At 41.8% G+C, this 26,121-nt stretch carries 27 protein-coding genes; 7 read left to right on the top strand and 20 right to left on the bottom strand.

The genetic code is table 11. The features are described from left to right. The first annotated feature begins 50 nt into the window (after positions 1–50). The 3 genes from sdpA to sdpC are packed head-to-tail and all read left to right on the top strand — an operon-like array spanning position 51 to position 2,155. Complete coding sequence (sdpA, locus tag ACQVGS_RS04100; RefSeq protein WP_049809963.1) at positions 51–530, top strand: sporulation-delaying system protein SdpA; 480 nt, start codon at positions 51–53, stop codon at positions 528–530. Next, entirely contained in the window at positions 527–1,498 is a 972-nt protein-coding gene (gene sdpB, locus ACQVGS_RS04095; RefSeq protein WP_024122869.1) for a sporulation-delaying protein SdpB, read from the top strand. The genes sdpA and sdpB overlap by 4 nt, the downstream gene beginning before the upstream one ends. 42 nt (positions 1,499–1,540) lie before the next feature. Next, a complete protein-coding gene (gene sdpC, locus ACQVGS_RS04090) occupies positions 1,541–2,155 on the top strand; it encodes a sporulation delaying protein SdpC (RefSeq protein ID WP_024122870.1) in 615 nt (204 codons plus the stop codon). A gap of 52 nt (positions 2,156–2,207) precedes the next feature. Here the strand turns inward: sdpC and ACQVGS_RS04085 are convergent, their stop codons facing one another. The 6 genes from ACQVGS_RS04085 to opuCA form a co-directional block, all read right to left on the bottom strand. Then, positions 2,208–2,825, bottom strand: coding sequence for an SdpI family protein (locus ACQVGS_RS04085; RefSeq protein ID WP_024122871.1), 618 nt, complete (start codon positions 2,823–2,825; stop codon positions 2,208–2,210). Beyond that, the gene (gene sdpR / locus ACQVGS_RS04080; protein ID WP_024122872.1) at positions 2,822–3,094 is read right to left on the bottom strand and encodes a sporulation delaying system autorepressor SdpR; all 273 of its coding nucleotides are present in this window, start codon (positions 3,092–3,094) and stop codon (positions 2,822–2,824) included. Before sdpR ends, ACQVGS_RS04085 begins: the two co-directional genes overlap by 4 nt. Before the next feature lie 219 nt (positions 3,095–3,313). Continuing rightward, entirely contained in the window at positions 3,314–4,003 is a 690-nt protein-coding gene (opuCD, locus tag ACQVGS_RS04075; RefSeq protein WP_024122873.1) for a glycine betaine/carnitine/choline/choline sulfate ABC transporter permease OpuCD, read from the bottom strand. A 17-nt stretch (positions 4,004–4,020) separates the two neighbouring features. Beyond that, complete coding sequence (opuCC, locus tag ACQVGS_RS04070; protein WP_185848924.1) at positions 4,021–4,887, bottom strand: osmoprotectant ABC transporter substrate-binding lipoprotein OpuCC; 867 nt, start codon at positions 4,885–4,887, stop codon at positions 4,021–4,023. 64 nt (positions 4,888–4,951) lie between these two features. Beyond that, a complete protein-coding gene (gene opuCB / locus ACQVGS_RS04065) occupies positions 4,952–5,605 on the bottom strand; it encodes a glycine betaine/carnitine/choline/choline sulfate ABC transporter permease OpuCB (RefSeq protein ID WP_024122875.1) in 654 nt (217 codons plus the stop codon). Positions 5,606–5,626: 21 nt separating this feature from the next. Then, a complete protein-coding gene (gene opuCA, locus ACQVGS_RS04060) occupies positions 5,627–6,766 on the bottom strand; it encodes an osmoprotectant ABC transporter ATP-binding protein OpuCA (protein WP_101859940.1) in 1,140 nt (379 codons plus the stop codon). A 262-nt stretch (positions 6,767–7,028) separates the two neighbouring features. Here opuCA and opcR point away from each other — a divergent pair, with 262 nt between their 5' ends. From opcR to ACQVGS_RS04045, 3 genes are all read left to right on the top strand, one after another. Beyond that, positions 7,029–7,586, top strand: a complete 558-nt coding sequence (opcR, locus tag ACQVGS_RS04055; protein ID WP_044159138.1) for an opuC operon transcriptional regulator OpcR — start codon at positions 7,029–7,031, stop codon at positions 7,584–7,586. A gap of 181 nt (positions 7,587–7,767) precedes the next feature. Then, on the top strand, positions 7,768–8,382 hold the full coding sequence (locus tag ACQVGS_RS04050) for a PH domain-containing protein (RefSeq protein WP_024122878.1): 615 nt from the start codon (positions 7,768–7,770) through the stop codon (positions 8,380–8,382). A 161-nt stretch (positions 8,383–8,543) separates the two neighbouring features. Then, positions 8,544–9,245, top strand: coding sequence for a zinc ribbon domain-containing protein (locus ACQVGS_RS04045; protein ID WP_268511331.1), 702 nt, complete (start codon positions 8,544–8,546; stop codon positions 9,243–9,245). A gap of 39 nt (positions 9,246–9,284) precedes the next feature. Here ACQVGS_RS04045 and ACQVGS_RS04040 read toward each other — a convergent pair whose 3' ends face one another. After that, positions 9,285–11,102, bottom strand: coding sequence for a zinc ribbon domain-containing protein (locus ACQVGS_RS04040; RefSeq protein ID WP_491831019.1), 1,818 nt, complete (start codon positions 11,100–11,102; stop codon positions 9,285–9,287). Between the two features lie 126 nt (positions 11,103–11,228). Here ACQVGS_RS04040 and ACQVGS_RS04035 point away from each other — a divergent pair, with 126 nt between their 5' ends. Continuing rightward, positions 11,229–11,696 carry a GNAT family N-acetyltransferase gene (locus ACQVGS_RS04035; protein WP_081638366.1) on the top strand — a complete coding sequence of 156 codons (468 nt, stop codon included), beginning with the start codon at positions 11,229–11,231 and terminating at the stop codon, positions 11,694–11,696. Between the two features lie 45 nt (positions 11,697–11,741). Here ACQVGS_RS04035 and ACQVGS_RS04030 read toward each other — a convergent pair whose 3' ends face one another. The 13 genes from ACQVGS_RS04030 to tpiA form a co-directional block, all read right to left on the bottom strand. Next, positions 11,742–12,974: an MFS transporter gene (locus ACQVGS_RS04030; protein ID WP_151174516.1), complete on the bottom strand. Its 1,233-nt coding sequence runs from the start codon at positions 12,972–12,974 to the stop codon at positions 11,742–11,744. Next, the gene (locus tag ACQVGS_RS04025) at positions 12,952–13,869 is read right to left on the bottom strand and encodes a TIM barrel protein (RefSeq protein WP_095713004.1); all 918 of its coding nucleotides are present in this window, start codon (positions 13,867–13,869) and stop codon (positions 12,952–12,954) included. Before ACQVGS_RS04025 ends, ACQVGS_RS04030 begins: the two co-directional genes overlap by 23 nt. Positions 13,870–13,872: 3 nt before the next feature. Next, positions 13,873–14,550, bottom strand: a complete 678-nt coding sequence (locus tag ACQVGS_RS04020; protein WP_151174517.1) for a PIG-L deacetylase family protein — start codon at positions 14,548–14,550, stop codon at positions 13,873–13,875. Continuing rightward, positions 14,513–15,271 carry a WbqC family protein gene (locus ACQVGS_RS04015; protein ID WP_101859935.1) on the bottom strand — a complete coding sequence of 253 codons (759 nt, stop codon included), beginning with the start codon at positions 15,269–15,271 and terminating at the stop codon, positions 14,513–14,515. Before ACQVGS_RS04015 ends, ACQVGS_RS04020 begins: the two co-directional genes overlap by 38 nt. Beyond that, positions 15,244–16,125, bottom strand: coding sequence for a GNAT family N-acetyltransferase (locus ACQVGS_RS04010; protein WP_229043962.1), 882 nt, complete (start codon positions 16,123–16,125; stop codon positions 15,244–15,246). Before ACQVGS_RS04010 ends, ACQVGS_RS04015 begins: the two co-directional genes overlap by 28 nt. Positions 16,126–16,141: 16 nt before the next feature. Further along, complete coding sequence (locus ACQVGS_RS04005) at positions 16,142–17,383, bottom strand: aminotransferase class V-fold PLP-dependent enzyme (RefSeq protein ID WP_491831015.1); 1,242 nt, start codon at positions 17,381–17,383, stop codon at positions 16,142–16,144. After that, a complete protein-coding gene (locus tag ACQVGS_RS04000; RefSeq protein WP_095713000.1) occupies positions 17,349–18,278 on the bottom strand; it encodes an NAD-dependent epimerase/dehydratase family protein in 930 nt (309 codons plus the stop codon). Before ACQVGS_RS04000 ends, ACQVGS_RS04005 begins: the two co-directional genes overlap by 35 nt. Then, complete coding sequence (locus ACQVGS_RS03995; protein WP_491831767.1) at positions 18,275–19,390, bottom strand: DegT/DnrJ/EryC1/StrS family aminotransferase; 1,116 nt, start codon at positions 19,388–19,390, stop codon at positions 18,275–18,277. Before ACQVGS_RS03995 ends, ACQVGS_RS04000 begins: the two co-directional genes overlap by 4 nt. A 63-nt stretch (positions 19,391–19,453) precedes the next feature. Then, entirely contained in the window at positions 19,454–20,788 is a 1,335-nt protein-coding gene (locus ACQVGS_RS03990) for a nucleotide sugar dehydrogenase (RefSeq protein WP_106019571.1), read from the bottom strand. Between the two features lie 261 nt (positions 20,789–21,049). Next, positions 21,050–22,327, bottom strand: coding sequence for a M20/M25/M40 family metallo-hydrolase (locus ACQVGS_RS03985; RefSeq protein WP_101864767.1), 1,278 nt, complete (start codon positions 22,325–22,327; stop codon positions 21,050–21,052). Positions 22,328–22,509: 182 nt separating this feature from the next. Beyond that, the gene (gene eno / locus ACQVGS_RS03980; protein WP_491831012.1) at positions 22,510–23,802 is read right to left on the bottom strand and encodes a phosphopyruvate hydratase; all 1,293 of its coding nucleotides are present in this window, start codon (positions 23,800–23,802) and stop codon (positions 22,510–22,512) included. 27 nt (positions 23,803–23,829) lie between these two features. Further along, positions 23,830–25,365, bottom strand: a complete 1,536-nt coding sequence (gene gpmI, locus ACQVGS_RS03975; RefSeq protein WP_326374207.1) for a 2,3-bisphosphoglycerate-independent phosphoglycerate mutase — start codon at positions 25,363–25,365, stop codon at positions 23,830–23,832. Beyond that, positions 25,358–26,119 carry a triose-phosphate isomerase gene (gene tpiA / locus ACQVGS_RS03970; RefSeq protein ID WP_010331914.1) on the bottom strand — a complete coding sequence of 254 codons (762 nt, stop codon included), beginning with the start codon at positions 26,117–26,119 and terminating at the stop codon, positions 25,358–25,360. Before tpiA ends, gpmI begins: the two co-directional genes overlap by 8 nt. Positions 26,120–26,121: the final 2 nt, after the last annotated feature.

Below are 26,121 nucleotides of genomic sequence, written 5' to 3'. Positions count from 1 at the left end.
AGATTGGCTTAAAGGAGGTAACCCAAATCAAAAAAAGAGCAATTATAACTATAACGACTATATGTTTCCTTTCATTTTCTTCCTATTACTTTAGTAATATCTCACCTCAGAATCCACTGTTTAAAAAAAATTTTTTGCAACAATTGTCTCCCCAAGGCTTTGGCTTTTATAGTAAAAGCCCTACTGAAGAAAACATTTCGTTTCACACAAAAGAAAATTTAAAGTTACCTAATGCACTTCCTAATAATTTTTTCGGGATAAAAAGAGAAGGAAGAGTTCAGGCAATAGAATTAGGCAAAATTGTTGAGAATATCGAACCAAAGAATTGGAAAACATGTGAAAACAACACTTCCTGCACAAATTTAGAGAGACAAATGAAGCCTATTGAAGTAAAAAAAAGCAAGGACTATACACATCTTAGCAAAGGAGAGTACCTTATATACCGACAAAAGCCACTCTCATGGTATTGGATAGATTTTAAACAAACTACCTCTTTTGAAAGAAAGGTGCTAAAAGTAAAAATAATATGAAAATATTAAATAGTTTCGAAGGTTATATTGACACCTATAATCCATGGAAAAATACATATGCACTTTCTAGAAGTTTACTTGGTTTCTCAACATTACTAGTTTTAGTATTTAATAGTGCTGATATTTTATTTAGTTATAGTGCAAATAATGTCACGTGTGAAAATGTCTATATTCCCACTGCCTTTTGTTTTGCTAACAAATATAGCATCAGTTTTGAGGTTATAAGATACTTAATGATTTTTATATTAGCTTTAGTGGTTATAGGATGGAGGCCTAGATTTACCGGTTTTTTCCACTGGTATATTTGCTATAGCATTCAAACTTCAGCTTTAACTATTGATGGCGGTGAACAAATTGCAACTGTTCTTTCATTTCTTTTATTTCCTGTTACATTATTAGATTCAAGGCAAAATCATTGGAAAATAATAGATATCAATTATGAATCTTTCACAAAGAAGATAGTATTATTTTATTTAGTGACAATAATTAAAATTCAAGTTTTTGTAATCTATTTAAATGCAGCTTTAGAGCGCTTGAAAAATAAAGAGTGGGCTGAAGGGACAGCAATTTATTATTTCTTTTCTGATCCTGTTTTTGGATTGCCTGATTATCAACTTAATTTATTGAATCCACTGCTTGAAAGCAACTATATTGTTGTCATCACTTGGTTAGTAACTATTTTTGAGCTGTTCTTAGCAGCAAGTATAGTTTCTAATATCAGAATAAAAAAAATTGCATTAATATTAGGAATAATATTTCACATAGGGATAATAATCAGCATCGGTATTGTAAGTTTCGGCTTAATCATGATATCTGCATTAATTATATATCTACATCCTATACAACAAAATATCAATTTGAATTGGTGTTCTCCTTTATTTAAATATATATCCGTAAAAGGAAAAAGGAATTTCAAAAGATTAGGAGGTGAATCAGTCAAGTTCCTTACAAAATTGTTTCATAACTAATATTTAGATAATGGAGAAATAACTTAATGGAGGTATAATAATTTGAAAAGTAAATTACTTAGGCTATTGATTGTTTCCATGGTGACGATATTGGTTTTTTCATTAGTAGGATTCTCTAAGGAGTCAAGTACATCTGCTAAAGAAAACAATACATTTTCTGGAGAAGATTACTTTAGAGGACTTTTATTTGGCCAAGGAGAGGTTGGTAAATTAATTTCTAGCGATTTGGACCCTAAACTCGTAAAAGAGGCGAATAGTACAGAAGGTAAAAAATTAGTGAATGATGTAGTCAAATTTATAAAAAAAGATCAACCACAATATCTGGATGAATTGAAACAATCGATTGACAGTAAAGACCCTAAAAAACTCATTGATAATATGAATAAAGCAGATCAACTTATCCAAAAATATGCCAAGAAAAATCAAAACGTAAAATACTCTACCAATAAAGCAACTCCATCTTGCGGGCTTTATGCCGTCTGTGTAGCAGCTGGATATTTATATGTTGTAGGCGTTAACGCGGTAGCATTGCAAACCGCTGCCGCCGTAACAACTGCAGTTTGGAAATACGTTGCCAAATATTCCTCTTCAGCTTCTAATAATAATTCTGATCTAGAAGCTGCTGCTGCAAAAACCCTAAAATTGATTCATCAATAATCATTATAAAAAAAGTGTCTTGCGGGTTACTCCGCAAGACACTTTTTTAACGTTAACCGTTTAACTTTTTGTAATAAAGATAGGAAGCAGTCGTTGAAATAACTAATGCTAGCAACACTAACACAATCATAATCATAATAATATATTCCCCTGTAAAAAATGAAAGAATGGCTATGATAAAACCACACGCTACAAGTACTTTAGAGGCAAAGCGATTACCCAATTTCCAAACAGTCTCATCTTTTAATGTCCAAGGTGTCCTCAATCCGATAAGATGGTTTTGCTCTGCTAACTGCATGGAATTTCCACCAATAATTAAAAAGATACCAACAGCAAGACCAATTATTAAATCAATATCCAGTTCGTATCCTAAACTTACTAAAAGGGTTGAGAGCTGTAAAATATATAAAAGGATTAACATATTATTAGAAGCTAGAAAAAGCAATGCTTTATTTTTTTGCGTTGACTTAATGGTTAACATATAAAAAGTAAGATAATAAATAAGCATAACAATAGGTATAATAAAAAGTGTTAGAGGTTTAGATATAAAGGCAGCCGGCTTATTTCCTGACCATTGTATCGGTATTTCTTCCGGAAGGTACTGATAAAATATAATTGAAGTCAAGAAACTCAAACAAACAATAATTATGGAAATTATATTTTTCTTCATAAATCGTTATCCCCTTTATTTATAAAGTTAAGCATCCAATTTATTGAGTCTTGAAGTACTGTGGTATTTAAAGAATAATAAATAAATTGCCCTTTACGGTGGTCAGCTATGACTTCCGCCTGTTTTAAAATATTCAAATGGTGAGAAATACTCGGTTTACTGATATTAAAATGTTCTGCAATATCTCCCGCAGTCATATCCCCTCCTTTTAACAAATCCAAAATTCTCCTCCTAGTTGGATCTGATATAGCTTTGAAAACATTATTCATAGCGTTTTCTCCTTTTCGAAAAACATTTAGACATTTAGATGTTTGCATAAATGTATTATTATTATAACTTGAAACTTTTCTCAAAACAACCTTAAAATTGGCAATAACCATCTGATATTTGAAGATTTTTTTAAAATACTTGTCTAACTTCAACGCTGGAAAGTATCGGTTAAAGGGACTAACACAGGTTGTTTACTAAAAAAACCACCCCTGTTTTATTTAAATAGAGGTGGTTTTTCTTTCAGCTTTAATATAGTTTCTTTTTTTATTTTTAATCGGGCTTAACGCGCGTTCAAGCCAGCCCATGACCAAATCAGCTATCACCGCCATAAGGGCTGTCGGGATCGCGCCAGCTAATATAATCGCGGTCCCGTTTGTTGCGTTTGATCCCCTGACGATGATGTCTCCAAGGCCTCCGGCGCCGACAAATGTCCCGATGGCAGTAATGCCGATAGCAATGACGAGCGCGGTGCGGAGGCCGGCCATAATAACAGAAAGCGCCAACGGAAGCTCGACCATCCGCAGCACTTGAAACTTTGTCATACCCATCGCTTTTCCGGATTCAAGATAGGCATGTTCAATGCTGACAATGCCTGTGTACGTATTTCTGATGATCGGCAGCAGTGAATAAAGAAATAACGATAAAATGACCGTATTCGCGCCAAGCCCCATCACTAGCATCAGCACGGCCAGCATGGCGAGCGCCGGCACCGTCTGAATCACGTTTGTGACGGCGAAAACCCAGCCGCTTAATGTTCTGTACCTGGCAATCAGGATGCCAAGCGGAATGCCGACGATTGCCGCAAACAAAACGCCGTACACCGACATCAGAAAATGGCGGTAAAACTCTTGCAGCACATAACTGCCGTTTTGCGAATAGTAAGTGCCAAGCTGCTGTAATACTTCCATTTGGTCTGCCTCTTTTCTTAGTCAAAATAATGATGTTTCTCTAAAAATTCCTTTGCCACAACAGATGGCTCCTTCAGTTTGCCGTCCACTTCGTAGTTGAGCTCCTGCATGGTTTCCGTGTCAATCTTCCCGATCAGTTTATCAATAATGCCTTCAAGCTCCGGATGTTCCTTAAGCACCTTTTCCGGAATCACCGGCGAACAGTCATACGGCGGGAAAAACTGTTTATCGTCTTCTAGGATTTTGAGATCATACGCCTTAATCCGGCCGTCTGTGGAATAAGCAAGAACGGCGTCCATTTTCTCGTTTTTGACTGCGTCATAAACAAGTCCGATCTGCATCGGATAGGTTGTTCCGAACTCAAATCCATACGTGCTGACAAAACCTTTATATCCGTCGCCCTTCCGTTTCAGCCAGGCATTGTCGACCCCCAGCTTATATTCAGAAGCGTTTTTCTTCAGATCAGACACGGTGTTTACATGCTCCTTTTCCGCAAACTTTTTTGTTACGGTAAAGGCGTATGTGTTATCAAACCCGTAAGAATCAAACCATTTATATTTAAAACGTTTGTCAAATTCTTTCTGTACAAAGTTCAGCGCTTTTTCCGGATTCTTCTCCGCCTCCATTCCGAGGGTGCTCGTTAAATCCGTGCCAGAATAGCGTGTGGCGGATATGTCAATGTCACCGCCGAGCATCGCCTGGTGCTGAACATAGTTTGATCCGAGATTTTTGACTAAAGCCGTATTTAAATCCGTATCGTGTTCAATAAGCTGCGCAATCATATTCGCTAAAATTTCTGATTCTGTTATACTTTGCGCCCCGACCTTGATCGTATCTTGTGAGGCGCCGCCAAGTCCCGGCAGAGAACAGCCGCTCAGCAGCATGACAAAGGCGAAAGCGAGCGCGCCGATCCATCTGATTTTTTTCGTTTTCAATACAGCCAACTCCTTAAGAAACTTCCTTCATCCCTTGCAATCCCTTCGGTGTCACTTTTCGTTCCGTCACGGCTAGCAAATAATCAATGATAATGGCTAAGATTGTAACCGGCACAGCACCGCCAATGATGTATTCAGGCTGATACAGGTTCAGTCCGATAAAAATGTAATCACCAAGACCGCCGCCGCCAATAAATGAGGCAAGGGTCGCCCAGCCGATTAAATAGATCGTGGATGTGCGGATGCCTGCCATAATAATCGGAATCGCCAGCGGAATCTCGACGAGCCGGATCTGCTCCCAGCCGGTCATTCCAATCCCTTTTCCTGACTCAAGCAGATTTTTGTTTACACCTTTAATGCCTGTATACGTATTGCGCAGAATCGGAAGCACCGAATAGAAAAATAAAGCGACGATCGCCGGCACTTTTCCAACACCGAGAAGCGGGATAAAAAATGCCAGAATCGCCAGACTCGGCAAGGTTTGCACAATGTTGACGGCACCTATAACCGCGCCTGCGCCTTTTTTCATTCTGGTCAGCAGAACGCCGAGCGGCACCGCAACGATAATACCCAATACAACAGCAATAAGAGAAATATATAAATGTTCACCTGTTTTATACAGCAGCTCTCCGCCGTTCGTCTGTAAAAAAGTCATCATTTGATTCATGTGTAAGAGCTCCTCCCCTGATCAGATCGTCATTAGCTGGTTTTCCTCGCCCCATATGGAATCATATACGATGTCCACAAGGCTTGCTCTTGTCACAATCCCTGCTAAATGGTGCTCTTCATCAACAACGGGAACATACTTAATTCCTTGCTTCAAGATTTTCCGGACGGTATCGCGGAGAAGGGCTCCTTTTTGCACGGTATACATATCCGAGCGGTACACATCACCAACAACGCTCGCTTTTTTGCGGTTTTGATCAATGATTTCAACATCTACGTATCCCTTCAGCACATTTTGCTCATCTACAACAAGCAGCGAGTCGACGCGTTTTTCTCTCATCAGCTGAATGGCCTGAGAAAGCGTTTTGTCCGCTGTAACCGTGACAGGCATTCTGTTCATCATCTGCTCAACCCGCTCAATTTCAGGCCTTGTCTGGATCAGGCGCTCTTTCCCGATAAATTCTTCTACAAATTCATTTGCCGGATTTCTGAGAATCTCATCAGGTGTGCCGACCTGAACGATTTCACCCGCTTTTAAAATCACAATCCGGTCAGCTAGCTTAATGGCTTCGTCCATGTCGTGGGTCACAAACACGATGGTTTTGTTTAACGTTCTCTGCAGTTTTTTAAATTCTTCCTGAAGGGAATCCCGCGTGATCGGGTCAAGCGCTCCGAACGGTTCATCCATTAAAATGAGAGGGGGTTCCGCAGCCAGTGCGCGCAGCACGCCGATTCTTTGCTGCTGTCCGCCGCTGAGCTCGTGGGGATAACGGTCTAAATATTCAGGGCCCATATCAACAAGCTTTAACAGCTCTCTCGCCCGTTCTTTCCGTTTTTCTTCAGGCCATTTCAGCAGTTTCGGAACGAGTGAAATGTTCTGCTGAATGGTCATGTGGGGAAACAAACCGATCTGCTGAATCACATAGCCGATTTTTCTCCGCAGTTCAACCGGGTCCTGTTCCATTATGTTTTCTCCGTCTATAAAGATCTTTCCTGACGACGGTTCTATCAATCGATTAATCATCTTCATCGTCGTCGTTTTTCCGCAGCCGCTCGGGCCGATAAAACAGATAAATTCGCCCTTGGCAATATCTAAATCAATGCTGTTCACAGCTTTTTTGCCGCCTTTATATACTTTTGACACTTGTTCTAATTTCAGCAATCCGTGCACCTCCGCAGGTTCCGTTAATTTTTCTGAAAAGTATAATCTTTATTATAATTTGAACTTTGTAAAATAAAAAGTTTACAATGTGTTGAAATTATATGTTATTTACAGATTATTTATTGTTATGACTCAGGCAGAGAGGGTGTTCTTACAATTACGCCGGATACCTCTCGCTTCCTCCGCATACAGCTGTTTTCAACAACTGGCAGAAATATGATATATTGACACCATCAATTGCCATTTGAAGGGATGATCAGCTGTGGAAAAAACTGCTCTCGACATCATTGAACATGCTGAAGAGCATCTCATCGAGAAGATTGCCGAAAACATGCATACGTTTGGAATGCCTTCTACTGTCGGGCGTGTGCTCGGGATTATTTATATGAATCGAAAACCGATGACGTTAAGCGAGCTGTCAGAAGCAACAGGCATGAGCAAAACACGGATGAGCCAGGTCGTCCGTGAAATGATTGATGCCAACATTGCCGAAAAGGTGTTTGAAAAAGGCGTAAGAAAAGATCTTTACGACGTAGAGCAGGATTATTATCAAACCTTCATATCTTTATTTGCGGCGAACTGGACAAAGGTCGTGAGCAAAAACAAAGTGCTGTACAAAAAATTAAACCGGGAACTGACGGATCTTTTACAAAGGGACGAGCTTCCCCGAGAAGCCGAAGAGAAAGTCAATCAGCTGCTGAATGAATTAAGAGAATGGCTTCATTACTATGATTGGCTGAGCCGCTTAATTGAGTTTTTTGAGAGTGAAGAAGTATTTGAATACGTGCCGAAAACAGCTGAAAGCAGCTCCCTGAAGTAAGGGAACTGCTTTTCTACATGATGAGATTAATATTGGAAACATCATACATGAGAACATCGTATACTTCCTCCATGTGACATTGGCCTTACCCAGAGGCTGATTCTTCGCAAACGTTTATAGCCGTTCGGAAACACCGCATGCTACAATGAAGTGACTATGTAAATAGGAAGGATGTATCTATATGTTCAAGAAAATTGCAGCAGATGCACTCGGATTATCAGATATCGGAAAAATTATCGAACCTCAGGATTATGACAAAACAGATGCTGATGACTATGTCATGCATGAAGACAACGAAAAAATTTATTTCCTGATTAAAACAAAAGCCGATGAATATTGCTTCACGAATCTGGCGCTGATCCATGTTGACGGCGAACGTGCCACTTCCTCCAAACGAACGCTGAAACGCTACCCTTATTCCCAATATAAAATCTCTGATGTTTTTCTGGAAACCGCCGGGAAGGTCGATTTGGATGTTGAAATCAAGTTCAAGCTGGGCTCTGAACAATTTGACATCGATGTGCATAAAGAGCAAATTGAAAAGCTGAAAGATTTGTATAAAGCCCTTCTCCGTATCTCTGAAACGATCTATGAAAATGACATTTTGATCAATCAGGCTGAGCAAAGTCTGGAACGAGCAGTCACCATCCTTCAGCATACCCGCCCTGAGCACGTCAATATTGAAACACAATACAAAGAGCTGACCGAATTCGGGTTTACATGGGTCACTTCCGTCCGCTCGCAGTACCATATTAAAGATTTCGGTGACGTATTTGAAAAATATATGAATAACTAGAAACAAGACACGGGTTCGCATCTGGCAGCTCGTGTCTTGTTTCTGATACATAATCTTGGAGAAAATTTTTTACCTGGATATTGGTTACTTTTCTACTTTTTTCTTTTATAATGACATTATTAGTCTATTTTCCCTATATTACATGTAAAAGGAGTCATCATATGTTTTGTCCTCAATGCGGCCATCAAGCAGATGGCGGAAAGTTTTGTGAGAAATGCGGATCGCCTCTTCCACGCCAAGCCGGCGAAAATCAAGGAGCACAGGCGGGAGCTGAAGCTGCAAAACAAGCAGCAAAGCAGTTCGGTTCATTTGTTCTGGCTGTTCTGAAACGCCCTTATCAGGAGTGCAAAACAACAGGCGGCGAACAGCTGATCAGCGGAATCATTACAATGGTGCTTTTCAGTTTACTAACTCCGCTGATGTTTTATATTCTTTTTTCAGATGGTCCCGGCAGTGCGAGCTTTACAGAAATCTTTTTAAAGCCAACCATTTACTTTGCCCTTTTTATTTTCGGGTTGCATGCATTGATCTTTTTTTCCTTAAAAATCGCGGGAAACCAAGTCTCATTTAAAGATTCATTCTCCAGATTTGGTGCGTTTCTTATTCCATTTACAGCTATTTTGATTCTTGCACTTCTATTGTTTTTATTACATACAGATCTTTGTTTCACCGTGTTAGCGATTGGTTTAATCGGCGCATTCTTCGCTATTCCCCCTGCGATGCTGAGCAGTTACCAGCATTCGTATAAAGGAAAAGCTGATATCATTTACTCAACCATTGTGATTTATCTGATCACGTGCGTTGCGTTTCGGTTCATCATCGAACATTATATCAAAGAGATTTTCCGTTATATCTTTTTTTAAAAAACACCCCCATCGCCTGCTGGTGATGGGGGTTTGTTTTTATTGAATAGATGTTAAATAAATTCTTCCGTCTTTCACTACGCCGGTGTAGGTCCAGTTGTATGTTCTGCGCTTTGTACTGCCGCCTGATTTTGTAATATCAAATTCTTCATATGTTTTAATTGTGATATTCGAGCCGCTTTGATTAAAGCTTTTTACCTCTACATCAATAAATACTTCAGTCGTCCCCTCGCTGTACAGCTTCTTAACCAATTTCTGCTGATCATTATATAATGAACTTCCTTTTTCCAGATTGCCTTCCATGACCGCAAATTCATTTAAATTCACTGCGGTTGATTGATTTGTCAGATAACTAACCATAAATGATGTCACTTGTTCATCCGTGACATCGCCGGCCGATGGGCTTACGCTTGCTTTCTTGCCTTTTGAGTCTGCCCAGGCTGACGTGTACGTCTCTGCATGATCATTTTTTATTTTCTTTATATTTGTGCCGGCAGAATCAAAAGTTGATTCTGCATCTTCGAACATCCACTTTTTCTGTTTTTTATCATATGAAAGCAGATATTCATAGCTCGGGCTCTCATCCGACATTTCAGGTTTAGTATAGTCATTATAATTAGCCGACTGGTGAAGTTCTTTTCCTTTTACTGACGCCTGCCATGTACCGTCATTTTTCTGGGATAGAGCAAATGTATCCAAATCAAAGTCTGTTTCCAGATATTTATCTTTTAAGTAAGAATCCGTGTTTTTCATCGAATCCACGTTATCTTTTACTTCGGCTTTCCAACTGGCACTTGCCTCTGTCATCTGAGCTGTATTTCCATCAGAAAGCGCTTTGGAATATTGCTTTGTCGTTTTGACAATCGTATTCATGATTGTTTCTTGTGTGTCTTGGTCAGGAATTAATGTTAACTCCATTTCTTTGCTATCAATCGGCACACCCGCTGTTTTTGTTTTTCCCCATGGAAACTCCGCTTCAACCGCAGCTGTCATTGATCCGTCTGTCAGAAGCGGGCCGTATGTGACAGATTTGAACGGATCCTTATGGATGGATTTGCCGTTAATCAGCAAATCTCCCTTTCCATCCTTAATATCGTCCGCTAAGCTGAATGTTACATTATCCGCTTCCAATGAGAGATCAACACGAAAGCTGTTGTCACCAACCGCCTGAATGTCTTCCTTTTTCACAAGATCGACTACATCGTTTTTCAGTTTGGCTGAGACTGTATATTCGCCGGGAATGTACGGTCCGAGGGTTTGTGCTTGATCTGCTTTCTTTACAGATCCGGCTTCCTCTTTATTCACATAGAGATCCGTATGTTTATAATTGCTGGTTACTTCAAAATAAACAGGTGCTATCTTTAAATCATAATGGTCAAATACTAGCAAAGTTTTCCCGTCTTTCTCCGCGTAAACAATATCCTTTTGGACTGTTTCAGCACGCAGCGATGAAAAAAGCTCATCTTTTTTGTCAGGATGATCCTTTAAATATGTAAGAAACGGCTTTACGTTTTGTTTAGTAAGCTTGAGCCTGTCATTTGCCGGTGTTAGCAGCGAAGCGATTTGGTCTTTATCCTCATCATTTACAGCCTGCTCAAATTTGTCGACTAACCTGTCCTTAGAAGTAAGGTACGCTCCGGTTTTATATGCAGCGAAGAATATGACGCACGCTGCGGCAATGCTGCTCCACAAAATGATAGTTTTCTTAGGGATTGGTTTTCGCGGAGCCTGCCTCGTTTCAGCAGTGCTTGCTGTTTCTTGATTTGCCTGTCTGCTGCTCCCTCCGATCGGGGTGCCGCATTCTTTACAAAACTTGGCCCCTTCATTATTTTTTTGACCGCATTCCTTACAAAACATGTGACTTTCCTCCTATTTTTTATCCACTATTTTGTACAGATTTCCTATGTTACATATTTTATAATAGAATGGTATGAAATTGGAGGAAATCATGAAAATATCTCTATAAACATATGAAAAGGTGGAATGTACGTGCAAAAGCTCAGGATTCAAATAAGAGAAAAAGCAAATGACGAATTATACGATCTATTGCTGCTCGCCGATCCGTCGAAAGACATTGTAGATGAATATCTTGAAAGAGGAGAATGTTACACAGCTTGGGCCGGTGATGAACTTGCCGGTGTTTATGTATTGCTAAAAACAAGGCCGCAAACAGTTGAAATTGTAAATATTGCCGTAAAAGAGTCTCTTCAAAAGAAGGGTTTTGGCAAACAGCTTGTCCATGACGCCATCGAAAAGGCAAAGGAGCTGGGTGCGGACACGATTGAAATCGGCACGGGAAATTCCAGCATTCATCAGCTTTCTCTCTATCAAAAATGCGGTTTCCGCCTGCAGGCCATCGATCATGATTTCTTTACCCGACATTATGATGAGGACATTTTTGAAAACGGCATACAATGCCGTGATATGGTGAGACTTTATTTGGATCTTTAATGAAAGAGCTGCCGTATGATAATCGGCAGCTCTTTCATATAGAAATTAAAAAAACTGATTCGCTTTTTTCCCGGCATCCCGTTGCATTCCCTGCCTCACTGACAGTATGAAAAAAGTCAGCACGAGGGTCAGACCGACAGCCAGAAAAATATAATCAGCGTCCATAAACACAAGAAGCACTGTATAAACAGCTGCTGAAAGAGGTTCTCCCATCTTTACAATAGAAAAAATAAGCGCGAAAATTCTTCCGAAGTATTCAGTCGGAACAGTCTTTTGAAAAAACAGAACTGTTTGCACATCAATATACGAGATAATAACACCTAGTATCAAAAAAATGACACATTCAAGCCCGCTAAGCTGAAAAAACAAAAACATTATGAGCAATCCGACAGCTGTTAAAGTTCTGGGATAGAGCCGTTCAAGCCGCTTAGTATTCCACTTAAAAAATACAGCAAGATTACCTAAGAGCATTCCGCCCTGAAACATTGCATACATGACGGCGAACCACACAGAATAGTTTTCATGAAAACGTTCCACTGCAAGAATCGGCCCCATAACCGAAATAAACCCGGCAATGACAAGATTCACGATAAAAAAATAACCGACAGAAGTCATCCAAGATGAGTTGCCTTTCAGCATTCTGTATCCTGTCTTAAGGGCTTCTGCCCCTTTGCTTTTTAGGCCGGCAGGTTCTGAAATGTGGATAACTGCAATCAATGCAGCGGATACAAAAAAGGCGGTTCCATTAATGAAAAACAGCAGCCCGAACGGAATGGCCGCAAGTAAAACGCCGCTGATCAGCTTTCCGACGATCAGACCAATAAGTTCGCTTGTATTCATTAAAGATGTCGCTTGATCTAGATGTTTCTGAGGGACAAGTATCGGGATAAGCGCGACTTTCGCCGGGGAAAAGAGCATCGATTGTAGCGATAAACAAAATGCGCATACACCGATGATCCATACAGTTAAAAAACCATTTGCGCTAAGGACTGCCAAGAGAATCATAATGACTGCCCTTCCTGTATTACACATATACAATATGGTTTTTTTTCGAAAAGAATCAATTAAGGGGCCTGTAAACATTCCGAAGGTCAGGGGAACGAGCTCGATAAAAGAAATCACCCCGACCAATATTTTACTTCCGGTCAAATCGAGTACAAGAAGCGGAAGCGCGATGAGCCAGACGCCATCCGCCGCGGAAGAAAATACTTGTGCAGCCCAAAGTTTGGCATAATTTGGTGTTCGATATGCCGAATCACGGCCGTTTTTGATCTTCATCAGAAGCACCGCCGAACCATTCTAATGTTCTCCATGATTCTTTTCTTTGTGTATAATCCTCTTCCATCACTTCAAATACGATACCTGTGCCATCACCGCGGTGTATCTCTTTTAACATCTCTGCTGCTTGTCTGAGCAATGTTTCATCTATCGTTCCTTCTGCGGGATGACGCCCTTCAAAACAGCGGACACCTCCATGCGGGAAGGCTAGCTGGCAAAACGAACTGAAATGATAATGTTTAATGCTGTCCTTTAAGGAAAGAAATTGAAAAAAGTCAGGGTATCTCAGCTTTTCATTCCTGAACATAAGTGATGATGATAAATGTGTCTGATAGGTAATGGCCCAATGACACAGATCCCATGTAATCCCGATATGTTTTAAACCGAGCTGAATCAGTTCCTCAAAATCCTCAGGATAAATGAATATCGGGTCAAAGTCTTCGCCCAGATTCCCGATAATCGGCAGATTTTCGACTCCAATCCATATATCTGTTCCTTTTAGCTCTTCATCAAACTCTGCAAAAAATTCAATGACTTTTCTGCGGTTTCCTTCTAAATCATAGCCTTGAAATTCTTCAACGGACATAAATTGATTGGCATGAACAATTATCCCCTTGGCGCCATATACATCCGCAAGCTCTGCAAAATGAAGCAGACGGTCCTTTATATGCGCTTCATGAACATAATCCGCATTGTCGGTGGGAAAATGAAGTGTCAATAATGACGGCTCAAGCTGTTTTGTGTAATCAAGTGTCCGCTTGAAGGTTTTAACATAATCTGTTGCTTCAAACGATTTTCCGTCAAAAATATTGGCTTCAAGGCCATATCCTGCTTCGACCCACTTTTTATCAATTTGCTTCGGGTCTAACCCGAAAAACGGTATTTGCGCAATCATCCGTCACCACGTCCCTCTCACAAGCATAAAAGCTTCTGCTGCAGAAAAACCGGATTTAGCTCCCCAAACATATGCATTATTTTCAATCGCTTGCAAGGACCGCGGATGCGGGAAATCCCTCAGCTCCGAATCGTAGCACGCCATAGCCTTCAGCTTCAGTTCAAGCTCTTCTTCTATATTAATGAAGAAATTCGCGTGGAATTGATCCTTATTCAAATAGTTCCACTCTGTCGAGGATAATGTTTCGTATGCCAGGACCTGTTTTACGGAATGACCTGGAAGCGGGCGGGTTGCCGTCATCACCGCTCTGAATACTACGGTATGGTCAATATTAATATCACCGCCGTATTGTGTATATACAATATCCGGCTGAAAGCGTTCAATTTGTTTTTCTGCTTCTTTTACGACATCCAGCAAATTCAGTGAATCAAGCCTGTTATCAGGAAGATTTAATCTGACAAAATCGCTTATGCCGAGCGTGCTAAGCGCTTGTTCCGTTTCACTATAGGAATGCTGCATGAGCGAATCACAAGGTTTTTCATAATCTTCTTTTCTGGACGATTTTCCCTCAGCCATAATGACAGCCGACACACTGTCTCCTTGACGGACATGTTTCGCCAGAGCTCCGCCGACGCCGATAATTTCATCGTCCGGGTGCGCCGCAAATACCATTACTTTCATTATATTGTCCCCCTTTGATTAACGTTTCGGAAATATCCGCCCCGCAATTCATAAGCATATCAAGCATAGAGAGATGAGGAATGTGCTCTCCGAATAACTGCGGATAATGTATTGTCCTGATTTGCTGGTATTCGATTGTAATTCCGCTTCTATCAAAATCACTTTCTATTAAATAGTCTGATCCTTGGCTGCCTGAATAATAATGATCAGCCCCTAGTTCCTTACAAAGTGCGAGCACAAAATCACTCTTTTTTTCATTCCGGCATTCGAGCTCCGAAACATAGCAAATTGGCGTTGAAATACGAAGTTCACGCAGAAAAAAATCAATGATGTACATATTCAAATCGTGAAGGTACTCCCATTCCTGCTGATAGACATCTTTAAAAAACATTTGATATTCCTCGAAATAGGGAGCCTTTGCATAATTCATTTTTATCGCCATCCAGTGTTTCTTTCGCCAGTCTTGTTCTTGATCAATTTTCATATCACGTAGCTCAATATCCTTATAATTTTTCATCTGCAGAGGAACAGTCAGCCACGTAGGGCCTTGAGACGTTTTTATCCTGTTCCGATTGAGAAATCCTTTTTTCTCAAACTGGGCTGTATCGTGAATCGCAAATACATCTGATTTATGAATTTTTTCAAAAAAACCATACCAAGGGAGATAACTGGACTGATGGCCGCTTACCACTTTTACTCCGTTTCTGTGAAATGTCGACATCGTTTCTCTTCAGCTCCCCAATATCGTTTCGGTCTGGCAATTTCTTTACTGTGAGAATATCCAAAATCAACCCATTGAAGCTTCTTGTCGATGGCGAATGATAAAGCGTTCCGCATTAACAGATAAGAAGCCTGCGTTTCTTTACCGGCAGGGCTGTTTACATTCTGCCAATAATAGAAATGAGAATGGTCATATAGAAAAATACTGCTGCTGATCATTTCATTCTCAAGAAATGCCCCTACCCAAAAGACTTGTCTGCCAAGGCTTTCATGCAGCCTCTGAAAAAAATCCTGGCTTAGCATATATGCTGCGCCGATAGCTGCTATATGCGCCTTATACAAATCGTAAAACTCATGAATCGACTCCTGTCCGATTAAGCGGACGGATACATTTTTCTTTTCCGCATATCTGACTGCAGTCCGTGCTTTTCCCGAACAGTTTGTCCATAGCTCTTCAAATGTAACGGGAAGCGATAAAATATGTGTTGTTTTCTCTTCCCATTGTTCTCCCGTTTCTTCGATAAAAGGGGTTTGGTCATGCGGAAGCAGGAGCCGCGATAGTTTCTGTCCAAATAATGCTTTGATTTCGCTTTGCAGCCATTCGAATGAAATTGGACGGTCTGAAATGACGCCGCCGTATCCTATCATATTACCGCTGAGCGAGCCATTCTGCTCAAACACCGGAACATATATCACTTGTCCGCCGTCCGATGTCAGCCTGACGGGGTGAAACGAGGTATTGGGGAGCTCTTCCATGAGCTTCCCCCAATCATAGCTTTGAAACAACCCAGCCTGAAATATGTCAGCAGCCCGATCCCATGCTTGAGGAGTTACGGAAAATGCTGTTTTTTCCACGATATATCACCAACATTCATTTCTTATTCTTTTGCTTTGCATACGTTAAAACAGTTTCAGCAATATACTTCACCTGCTCTGTACCAAGAGGCGGTTTGAACGGCAGTGAAAGAACTCTTTTCCAAAGAGAATTTTCATCCTCAAGTTGTGAAGGCTGATATAGCGGAATCAGGTGAAGAGGAAGGTAGTTCCAGCATGTTTGAATGCCTTTTGCCGCTAAATAAACGGAGCAATCGTACCTTTCGCCTTCATGAGGAAATACGATTGTCAAATAGTTCAGGCTCTCTCCCGCCTGAGGCTGGATCATCTTGATCCCGTATAACTCTTCGGCCTCCGCAAAAATGTATCTTGCCGTCTCCAAATTTCTTGATGAGTCTTTCACCAACCGCTCCATCTTGGACAGCTGGTATTCGATAATGGCTTGTCTCACCGGATGCATTCGCAATAAAGGGACAGTAGCAGGTTTTTTCGGAAGGACTTCAAGTTTGCTCGCTTTTAAAGAAGTACGAACACCTGCTTTTCTGAATAAGAAAGATAGAGCCTTAGAACTCATCAAGGCCTGCATTCGCTGCTGTCTCATATAAGCATCATAATCAGCATCTACTTGCTTTCGCTGTTCCATCGGCAGCCTGCTGATTTTGTCCAGCACATCTTTCCGAGCGATTAATGCTCCGCCCCCTATACTGCCGAGAGGCTTCGACATTCCAAAGCTCAAGATACCAAAATCCCCCAAACCGCCTGCAAATGTTCCGGCTTGTTTTGTAAACATAGCCTGAGCAGCATCGTCGATGACACGAATACGCTTCGCTTTCGCCCACTCAATAAGATTCATGTTTTCCTTCCGACCGTAGACGTGCGTCAAAATGACAGCGCATGTCCTCTCGGTCACTTTGTTTTTCACATCTTCAAAAGACAAGGATAAATCATCATCCAGATTAGCGAAAACTGGAGAAGCCCCGGATTGAAGCACAGCATCAATTACATTCGGACAGCTGAAAGAAGAAAAAATAACTTCTTTTCCAGGCTCCGCTCCGGAAAGTTTCAGTGCAAGCACCAACGCCGCACTTCCGCTCGAAGTCAATTCGATACCCTTTCCATAGCGTTTTTCCAGTTTTTCTGCCAACCTGGTTTTTTTAGCTGAGATGAAATGAGTGAATGCCGGGAAAAGACTTCTGCCTGAAAGCTGCCTCGCATAAATGGGAAACTTGATCTGTTTGGGATTCTCAGGATAATGGAAGTTTTTGTTTTTGTCTTTCAACTTTAATCATCCTCAGGCCTTCATCAAGGTGAACTTTAGGAGCATATCCAAGCATTCGCTTTGCCTTCTCGATGGAAGGAGCACGTTTGAAAATTTCAATGTCTTTACCTCGGACACCATCCTCACCCAGCTTTTTAAAGGTGTAATTCTCTTTCTTCCTGCCTGTCATTACGTTGATTTTCTCTGCCAGCCCTTTTATGCTGATGGGCATATTGTTTCCTATGTTGAAATCTTCAAAAACACTGCCTTTATGCAGAAGTGCCAGATATGTTCCGTTAACGATATCACTAATGTAGCTGAAGCATCTGATTTGGCCGCCGTCTCCATAAAGAGGAAGCTCTGCACCAGATTCAGCCAAACTGAAGAACTTGTTAATGACAAAGTCCTCCCGCTGCTTCGGGCCGTATACATTAAAGTACCGGACAACTCTGACATTCAACGAGTTTGATGCCTGCTCCCTCAAATATTCCTCTGACTTCAATTTTGCTTTTCCATAAGCAGATTTAGGGAGCTTCTTACTCGATTCCGTATACGGATAATCGGGTGAGTCCCCGAATACCTCTGAGCTGGAGGAAAAAAGAAGGGTTTTGATGCCTAGCTCCTTGCATACCTCCGTTACGTTTTTCGTTCCCTCAAAATTTACCTTGATGACGTCCTCTTCATTGCTGCGGCAGCTGTCTACTCCGACCATTGCCGCTAAATGAACAATAGCATCTGCTCCTTTTAATGATTCCTTAAGCGATTGCCGATCTAAAATATTCGTTTGTCGGAACTCCGCCTGAAAATCCGGTTTTTTTTGATCAGCGATGATCGCATGATAGCCTTTATTCTGTAATAACCCGGCTAATTCACTTCCTATAAAGCCTGCTCCACCTAAGATAGCAATGTGTTTCATTGTCCGACCTCCTGGCTTAAAGATAAAACATCTTTAATTGATTGAACGATATATTGACAATCTTCCTTCGATAGCTGGCTATAAAGAGGCAGTGATACAATTTCAGGAAAGATGCGTTCAGTTACCGGCAGCTTTGCGGGAAAATGCTCACTATAGTAGGGATGCATATGCACAGGGATAAAGTGGACACTCAAGCCAATATTTTTCCCTTTCATATTTTCAATAAACTGGTCTCGCTCCATTTCCCCGCGTTTTTTCACCCGCAGAATAAACAAATGCCAAGAGTGGGTGATATAGCTGGGGATGTCTGTCAAAGGAAGTTCTGCTCTTTCTGATTGATTTGTAAGCTCAGACGCATAATACTTTGCGATTCTTGTCCGTTTTTCTTGGATCTCAGCAGCACGTTTCAATTGAATGAGCCCGAGCGCAGCCTGGATATCTGTCATGTTGTACTTAAAGCCGGGAAGTAAAACATCATATCGCCAGCTGCCCTTTTCACCGTATCGATTCCAAGCATTTTTTGTAATGCCATGCCACCCATACAGTCTCGCTCTCTCGGCTGCCTCTTCATCCTTAAGAATAAGAGCTCCTCCTTCTCCCGTCGTAATATTTTTGGTTGCATAAAAGCTGAAGCATACTGCATCTCCATGTGTGCCGATCATCTTCCCGTTATATCTTGTCCCAAGCGCGTGAGCGGCATCTTCAATCAAGTACAGTCCATTTTCCTTGCATATGCTGCTAAGCTCATCCAAATTTGCCGGATAACCTGCAAAATGGACCGCAATGACTGCTTTTGTGCGCGGTGAAAGCTTTTGTCTAACATCTTCCGGATCTATACATAAATCATCCTCGCAGATGTCCGCAAAAACCGGGGTTGCTCCGACATGCAAAATGACGTTTACACTTGAACAAAACGTGAAGCTTGGAACAATAACTTCATCGCCTTTTCCTACACCGAGTGCAAGCAATGCCATGTGTAAGGCAGCTGTTCCTGAATTACAGCTGATTACGTGTTCCGCGCCTAGATATTCGCCCAGCTTTTTTTCAAATTCAATCACTTTCGGACCTTTTGAAATCCATCCTGACTTGATTGTTTCGGCTACAGTTTCCAGTTCTTCGTTTGTGATATCAGGTCTGTGAAAAGAGATAAATCGTTTACTAATGGTAGTTCCCTCCTATAGTGTGACAAGCTTTGCATTGTCAGCCATTTTTTCTCTGCAAATATTTCTGGTATCGAAAATAATAGGGGCTGTATCCCGCAATATGCTGTAATTTATATCATCATGATCAGTATGAATAATGACGACATCATATTGGTTGATCTTCTCCTTAGTGAAAGGGACGGAGCGCTTGATGCTGCCGTCTTCCAGGCGAATTTCACTGATAAAAGGATCATAGTAATCTATCGTGCATCCCTTTTTCATCAGATCATCGATAATTGCAAATGCAGAAGACTCACGAGAATCATTGGTATTTTTTTTATAAGCAGCACCTATTAATAAAATGCTGCACGGTTCTTTATCAACCAGCTTCATGGCATAGTCGGACACTGAAAACGGCATTTCAGAATTAATTTCATCAGCTAAATCAATCAGCTTTGTCTGCAATCCCTTTTGATTGGCTATCCATTTAAAATAAAAAGGATCAATCGGTATACAATGGCCGCCTACGCCAGGGCCGGGGCTGAATTTTTGAAACCCGAACGGCTTTGTGTCTGCTGCATTGATCACTTCCCATATATCAATATCGAGTTCTCGGCAATTAAGTGCCATTTCATTGATGAGAGCTATATTTACATAACGGTAGGTATTCTCTAGGAGTTTAGCTGTTTCTGCTACTTCAGGTGAGGTTACTGGATGAATGCTTGTAACGATAGTGTTGTAAAACGCTGAGGCAAGTTTTGTACAATTCCGGGTCATTCCGCCGACCACTTTAGGGATATCGGCAACTTCATATTGGCTGTTCCCAGGATCAATTCGTTCAGGAGAATAAGCTATAAAAAAATCTGAGCCTATGTTTACCTGCCGCCCTGTTGCCATTCTATCGGCGATTTTTTGTTTGGTTGTACCCGGATAGGTTGTACTTTCTAAAATTAAGAGCTGATTTGTTCTTCCGTAAGCCAACATACTGTCAACTGCACTGTCTATGTAGCTTAGATCGGGAATTTTATCTTTTTTGTTCAAAGGTGTCGGAACACATATCACAATAATGTCGCAATGTTCAATGAGAGACATATTCTCACTCACTTGAAAACGCTCTGTTTGTAATACCGCTTTTAATTGGTTATCGTCTATATCCCGAATATGGCTGTGCCCGTCTTTCAGCAAAGAAACTTTTTCGCTGTTCCTATCGAAGCCGATGACGCTGTATCCTTTATTGACACATTCCAATGCAAGAGGAAACCCCACATATCCCATCCCTAATACACCTACAACAGCCTGTTTTGTTTCAATCAATTCTAAAAGCCGCTTATGACCTAGGTTTCGAGCTTCTTGTGTGACAGGATTCATTTTTGGACCCCCTATAAGATAGAAAAGGATATATTTTTACAAAATTAAACAATTATCGATCGATACTGCAATTATAACAAAAGTAAAAAAACGGTAAATGAGTTTTGTATCCTTTTATTTTGTAGGACATTATGTTGTGATTTACTAGTAATTGGTATTTTACGTACCTATGATAAGGTATTTATTAGGAGAATGGTGAGAGGATCTCCCTTAATTGAAAGAATTTAGTGAAAAATTAAAAAACAGGCCGAAGCCTGTTTTTTATTCTATATTCGCCTCTTTTACAGCAGATAGCAAGAGCTGCCCCGCTTCCTTCAATCTATCTTTGCTGATATGTGTTATATTATCATTTTCAGTGTGATACCATGAACCAGGCTCTTGTGTATCCGGGCTGAGCCAAATCCAATTAGCTGAAGGTATGCCCGCTTCATAAAAAGACACGTGATCCGAGTATCCCAGTTGTGTGAGGCGAGGTGCTTCAAGCTGTGCTTTCCGGGCAGCGTTTACTGCATAATTGACACTTGCATTTTTTTTGCCATCCGGAGTGGTTATATACATTTGGCTGGCTTCTTTCCAGTCAGTCGCAATCATATCAGCGTTAAAGTTTGCCCGGCTGTGTTTGATTTCATCTGATGTAAGCGTACTGACATAATATGAGGAACCCGCTGACCACAGCTCTTCAGCTCCGAATAAGATAAAACGGATTTCTTTGTTTTTAGGAAGATCCTTGCTTTGCTTACTCATCTCCAGCACAGCAGATGTGCCTGATGCATTATCATCAGCCCCAGGTGCACCTTTAACTGTGTCATAATGGGCAGTTACATAAAGAATATCCGGGTGTTTTGTGTGCTGCGCTTTGCGTGTCGCTATTATATTCTGTGAAGTGCGGTTTTGATAGTTCTTAAATTGAATGACAGCCTGCTTTTCTTTCAGCAAAGCTTCTCCGTCTTCTTTTTTCATTCCCGCTGTCGGTATTGTGGTGTGTTTTGGTTTTACCGGACGGATCGCGAGAGGTTTTGTCTTGCGGTTATAAATAATGACAGCTTTCGCACCAGCATCTTGGGCGTTTTTTATTTTTTGAGATACTGATATTTTCCCCTCTCTAATAACGGCTATTTTTCCTTTTGCTTCTTTTACTTCAAGGTTTAACCCATAGCCTCCGTCAAAGACGGCAGCCTCTATTTTTTCTTCATCTTCCACAAAGTTCTTATCTGCTGAGCGTATTGGATATTCATGATCGCCTGCCATTACTGAACCAGTAAAATATGTTTTCACATGAAATGGCTGAATCCGAACAGTTAACCCCTCATCTTGAAGCCGTTTCGATATGTATGATGCCGCTTCTTTTTCTTTCTCTGTCCCTGTTTCTCTCGGACCTATGACTTCACTAAGCTCATGAATGGTTTCATACGCATGCTCTTCATCAAACAACGGGGCCATTTCAGACACAGAAAGAGGCTGCTTCTCATTCAGCTGTTCAGCCGAAGCTCCCCATATGACGCTTCCGGCCAGTGCTGCGGCCATTAATATCAGTTTCATTCTTACATTCCTCCTCTTATTCACTCCTTTCTTTTCGGTTCTGCTGTGTTGATTCCTTTAAAAAGCAATAAAATGAATACTAATTACCAAATCAAGGTAATCATATAGAAGGAGAATAAGAATGACAGCTAGGAAAGTTTGCATAAAAAAAGCCGCCGAGACATATCTCGGCGGTCTTTTTATTACTTATTCAAGTTGTAGAAAGAGTTAATACCGTGGTATTGAGCAGTTTCAGCCAACTGATCTTCGATGCGAAGAAGCTGGTTGTATTTCGCTACACGGTCCGTACGTGACGGAGCACCTGTTTTGATTTGTCCTGCGTTTGTTGCCACAGCGATGTCAGCGATTGTGCTGTCTTCAGTTTCACCAGAACGGTGAGAGATAACAGCAGTGTAGCCTGCGCGTTTCGCCATTTCAATCGCATCGAATGTTTCAGTCAATGTACCGATTTGGTTTACTTTGATCAGGATAGAGTTGCCTACGCCGTTTTTGATACCTTCATCAAGTTTTTTCGTGTTTGTAACGAAGAGGTCATCACCAACAAGCTGAACTTTTTTGCCAAGACGCTCAGTAAGAAGCTTGTGGCCTTCCCAGTCGTTTTCGTCAAGTCCGTCTTCGATAGAGATGATTGGGTATTTAGAAACCATTTCTTCGTACCAGTCAACCATTTCAGCAGATGTTTTCACAACGCCTTCGCCAGACAGATGGTATTTGCCGTCTTCTTTGTTGTAGAACTCAGAAGATGCAGCATCCATTGCAAGTTTTACTTCTTCGCCAGGTTTGAAGCCGGCTTTTTCGATTGCTTCAACGATTGTTTGAAGCGCTTCTTCGTTAGAACCAAGGTTTGGAGCGAATCCGCCTTCATCACCTACAGCTGTGTTCATTCCTTTAGCAGAAAGAACTGATTTCAGGCTGTGGAAGATTTGAGCGCCCATGCGAAGTGCTTCACGGAAGTTAGGAGCACCTACTGGCATGATCATGAATTCTTGAATATCTACGTTGTTGTCAGCATGCTCTCCGCCGTTGACGATGTTCATCATCGGTACAGGAAGCGTTTTTGAGTTGAATCCTCCAAGGTATTGGTAAAGAGGAATCTGTAAGAAATCAGCAGCAGCACGTGCACAAGCCATAGATACGCCAAGGATTGCGTTCGCACCAAGTTTGCCTTTGTTTTCAGTACCGTCAAGCTCGATTAAAAGCTGGTCGATTGCGTTTTGTTCTGTTACATCAAAGCCAAGAAGCTCTGGAGAAATGATTTCGTTTACGTTGTTAACAGCTGTTAACACGCCTTTTCCAAGGTAACGGTCTTTGTCGCCGTCACGAAGCTCAACTGCTTCGTATTCACCTGTAGAAGCTCCGCTTGGCACTAATGCGCGGCCGAATGCTCCTGTTTCTGTATATACTTCAACTTCAACTGTTGGGTTGCCGCGGGAGTCTAATACTTCGCGTGCATAAACATCAACAATGTATGGCATGAGTTTGTCTCTCCTTTGATTTTCAGCTTATTTTTGAATTAAAGATGTTCCAGTCATTTCTTTCGGTTTTTCAACACCGAGAAGGTCTAATAACGTTGGTGCAAGGTCGCCTAGGATTCCGCCTTCACGCAGCGTGATGCCTTCTTTCGTAACAATTACAGGGACTGGATTTGTCGTATGTGCAGTGTGCGGTTCGCCTGATTCTGTGATCAGAATATCAGCATTACCGTGATCAGCGGTAATGATAGCGTGTCCGCCTTTAGCGAGAATCGCGTCAACGACTTCGCCTAAGCATTCGTCCACTGCTTCAATCGCTTTAATTGTAGGTTCAACCATTCCGGAGTGGCCGACCATGTCTGGGTTTGCGAAGTTAAGGATAATCGCGTCATGCTTGTCAGCTTCGATTTCTTTGACAAGCGCGTCCTTCACTTCATACGCACTCATTTCAGGCTTCAAGTCGTATGTTGCGACTTTCGGCGAGTTGATAAGAATACGCTCCTCACCCGGGAATTCAGCTTCACGGCCGCCGCTCATAAAGAACGTGACGTGCGGATACTTTTCAGTTTCTGCAATTCGAAGCTGTTTTAATCCTTGCTGAGATAATACTTCTCCGACTGTATTATCAAGATTTATCGGTTTAAACGCCACATAGCCGTCAACTGTTTCACTGAAGTGAGTCAGGCAGACGAAATGCAGGTTTTTCGGATAATTCTCGCCGCGGTCGAAATCGCGGAAGTCTTTGTTCGTGAACGTGTTGGAAATCTGGATGGCGCGGTCCGGTCTGAAATTATAGAAAATCACAGAATCGCCGTCTTCGATTTTCGCAACAGGCTCACCGTTGTCTTTTGTGATGACAGATGGAATAACGAATTCATCGTGGATTCCATTCGCATATGAATCATCAACAACATCCAGTGCGCTGCGGTATGTCGGGCCTTCGCCGTATGCCATTGCACGGTACGCTTTTTCTACACGGTCCCAGCGTTTGTCGCGGTCCATTGAATAGTAGCGTCCGGAAATGGTGGCGATTTCTCCGACACCGATTTCCTCGATTTGTTCGTTCAGCTGGTTGATGTACGTTTTCGCTGTTTGCGGACCTACATCACGGCCGTCAAGGAAGCCATGGATATATACCTTTGTCAGTCCTTCTTTTTTCGCAAGCTTTAACAGCGCGAATAAATGATTGATATGGCTGTGCACGCCGCCGTCTGATAATAGACCGAACAGATGCAGGGCTTTGTCGTTTTCTTTCGCGTTGCAGATCGCGTCAAGGAATGTTTGATTGCGTTCGAACTCTCCCTCGCGAATGGCAACATTTACGCGTGTTAAGCTTTGGTACACAATACGGCCCGCACCGATATTTAAGTGGCCTACTTCGGAGTTCCCCATCTGTCCGTCAGGAAGACCTACAGCCTCGCCTGAAGCAGTCAGTGTCTGATGAGGATACTGATTCCAATAGCGGTCAAAATTCGGTTTTTTCGCCAAAGCGACTGCGTTCCCTACTGTTTCGTTTCGTAATCCGAACCCATCAAGAATGATGAGTGCAGCTGGTTTTTTACTCATATTGACCTTCCTCCAATAATTGAACGAATGACTGTGGCTCAAGGCTCGCGCCGCCGACCAAAGCACCGTCAATATCGGACTCTGCCATATATTCTTTAATGTTTGCAGGCTTTACGCTTCCGCCATATTGAATGCGAAGCTTGTCTGCCGCTTCTTGGCCGAAGCTTTCAGCGACGGTTTTACGGATATGCGCACACACGTCGTTCGCATCTTTAGATGTAGAAGATTTGCCTGTTCCGATTGCCCAGATTGGCTCATAAGCAATAACAGAAGCTGCAACTTGTTCTTCAGAAAGACCAGCAAGGCCTTTTTTCACTTGGTCAGCCACAAGATCATTTGTTTTGCCGGCTTCGCGCTCTTCAAGCGTTTCACCAACACAGATGATCGGCACAATGCCGTGTTTGAAAGCAGCATGTGCTTTTTTGTTAACTGTTTCATCAGTTTCAGCGAACATTTCACGGCGCTCAGAGTGGCCGATGACGCAGTAGTCAACGCCAAGGTCTTTCAGAGCAACCGGGCTGATTTCGCCTGTGAACGCGCCGCTTTCTTCGAAGTGCATGTTTTGGGCGCCGACTTTAAGGTCAGTGCCTTTAACAGCAGAAGTCAGCTTTTCTAGGAAAAGCGCTGGCGCGCAAACAACAGCTTCCGCTTTGTCTGCTGCTGGAATGGAAGATTTCACTTCTTCAACGAAGCTGACAGCCTCGCCGAGTGTTTTGTTCATTTTCCAGTTACCGGCTATAATTGGTTTTCTCATCT

The organism is Bacillus sp. SD127, assembly GCF_058566445.1.
The sequence above is the reverse complement of the archived record's forward strand: the minus strand, read 5'-3'. Positions and strand labels throughout refer to the sequence as shown.

Coding starts and splice junctions, on each gene's coding strand:
- ACQVGS_RS04030 (WP_151174516.1), bottom strand. CDS start 12,974: ATGAAGATCAAAAACGGCCGTGATTCGGCATATCGAACACCAAATTAT.
- ACQVGS_RS04085 (WP_024122871.1), bottom strand. CDS start 2,825: ATGAAGAAAAATATAATTTCCATAATTATTGTTTGTTTGAGTTTCTTG.
- ACQVGS_RS04040 (WP_491831019.1), bottom strand. CDS start 11,102: ATGTTTTGTAAGGAATGCGGTCAAAAAAATAATGAAGGGGCCAAGTTT.
- ACQVGS_RS04025 (WP_095713004.1), bottom strand. CDS start 13,869: ATGATTGCGCAAATACCGTTTTTCGGGTTAGACCCGAAGCAAATTGAT.
- tpiA (WP_010331914.1), bottom strand. CDS start 26,119: ATGAGAAAACCAATTATAGCCGGTAACTGGAAAATGAACAAAACACTC.
- gpmI (WP_326374207.1), bottom strand. CDS start 25,365: ATGAGTAAAAAACCAGCTGCACTCATCATTCTTGATGGGTTCGGATTA.
- opuCB (WP_024122875.1), bottom strand. CDS start 5,605: ATGAATCAAATGATGACTTTTTTACAGACGAACGGCGGAGAGCTGCTG.
- opuCD (WP_024122873.1), bottom strand. CDS start 4,003: ATGGAAGTATTACAGCAGCTTGGCACTTACTATTCGCAAAACGGCAGT.
- ACQVGS_RS03990 (WP_106019571.1), bottom strand. CDS start 20,788: ATGAATCCTGTCACACAAGAAGCTCGAAACCTAGGTCATAAGCGGCTT.
- sdpR (WP_024122872.1), bottom strand. CDS start 3,094: ATGAATAATGTTTTCAAAGCTATATCAGATCCAACTAGGAGGAGAATT.
- ACQVGS_RS04050 (WP_024122878.1), top strand. CDS start 7,768: ATGTTCAAGAAAATTGCAGCAGATGCACTCGGATTATCAGATATCGGA.
- eno (WP_491831012.1), bottom strand. CDS start 23,802: ATGCCATACATTGTTGATGTTTATGCACGCGAAGTATTAGACTCCCGC.
- ACQVGS_RS03985 (WP_101864767.1), bottom strand. CDS start 22,327: ATGAAACTGATATTAATGGCCGCAGCACTGGCCGGAAGCGTCATATGG.
- ACQVGS_RS04045 (WP_268511331.1), top strand. CDS start 8,544: ATGTTTTGTCCTCAATGCGGCCATCAAGCAGATGGCGGAAAGTTTTGT.
- opuCC (WP_185848924.1), bottom strand. CDS start 4,887: ATGCTGCTGAGCGGCTGTTCTCTGCCGGGACTTGGCGGCGCCTCACAA.
- ACQVGS_RS04035 (WP_081638366.1), top strand. CDS start 11,229: ATGTACGTGCAAAAGCTCAGGATTCAAATAAGAGAAAAAGCAAATGAC.
- ACQVGS_RS04000 (WP_095713000.1), bottom strand. CDS start 18,278: ATGAAACACATTGCTATCTTAGGTGGAGCAGGCTTTATAGGAAGTGAA.
- ACQVGS_RS04015 (WP_101859935.1), bottom strand. CDS start 15,271: ATGTCGACATTTCACAGAAACGGAGTAAAAGTGGTAAGCGGCCATCAG.
- sdpB (WP_024122869.1), top strand. CDS start 527: ATGAAAATATTAAATAGTTTCGAAGGTTATATTGACACCTATAATCCA.
- ACQVGS_RS04020 (WP_151174517.1), bottom strand. CDS start 14,550: ATGAAAGTAATGGTATTTGCGGCGCACCCGGACGATGAAATTATCGGC.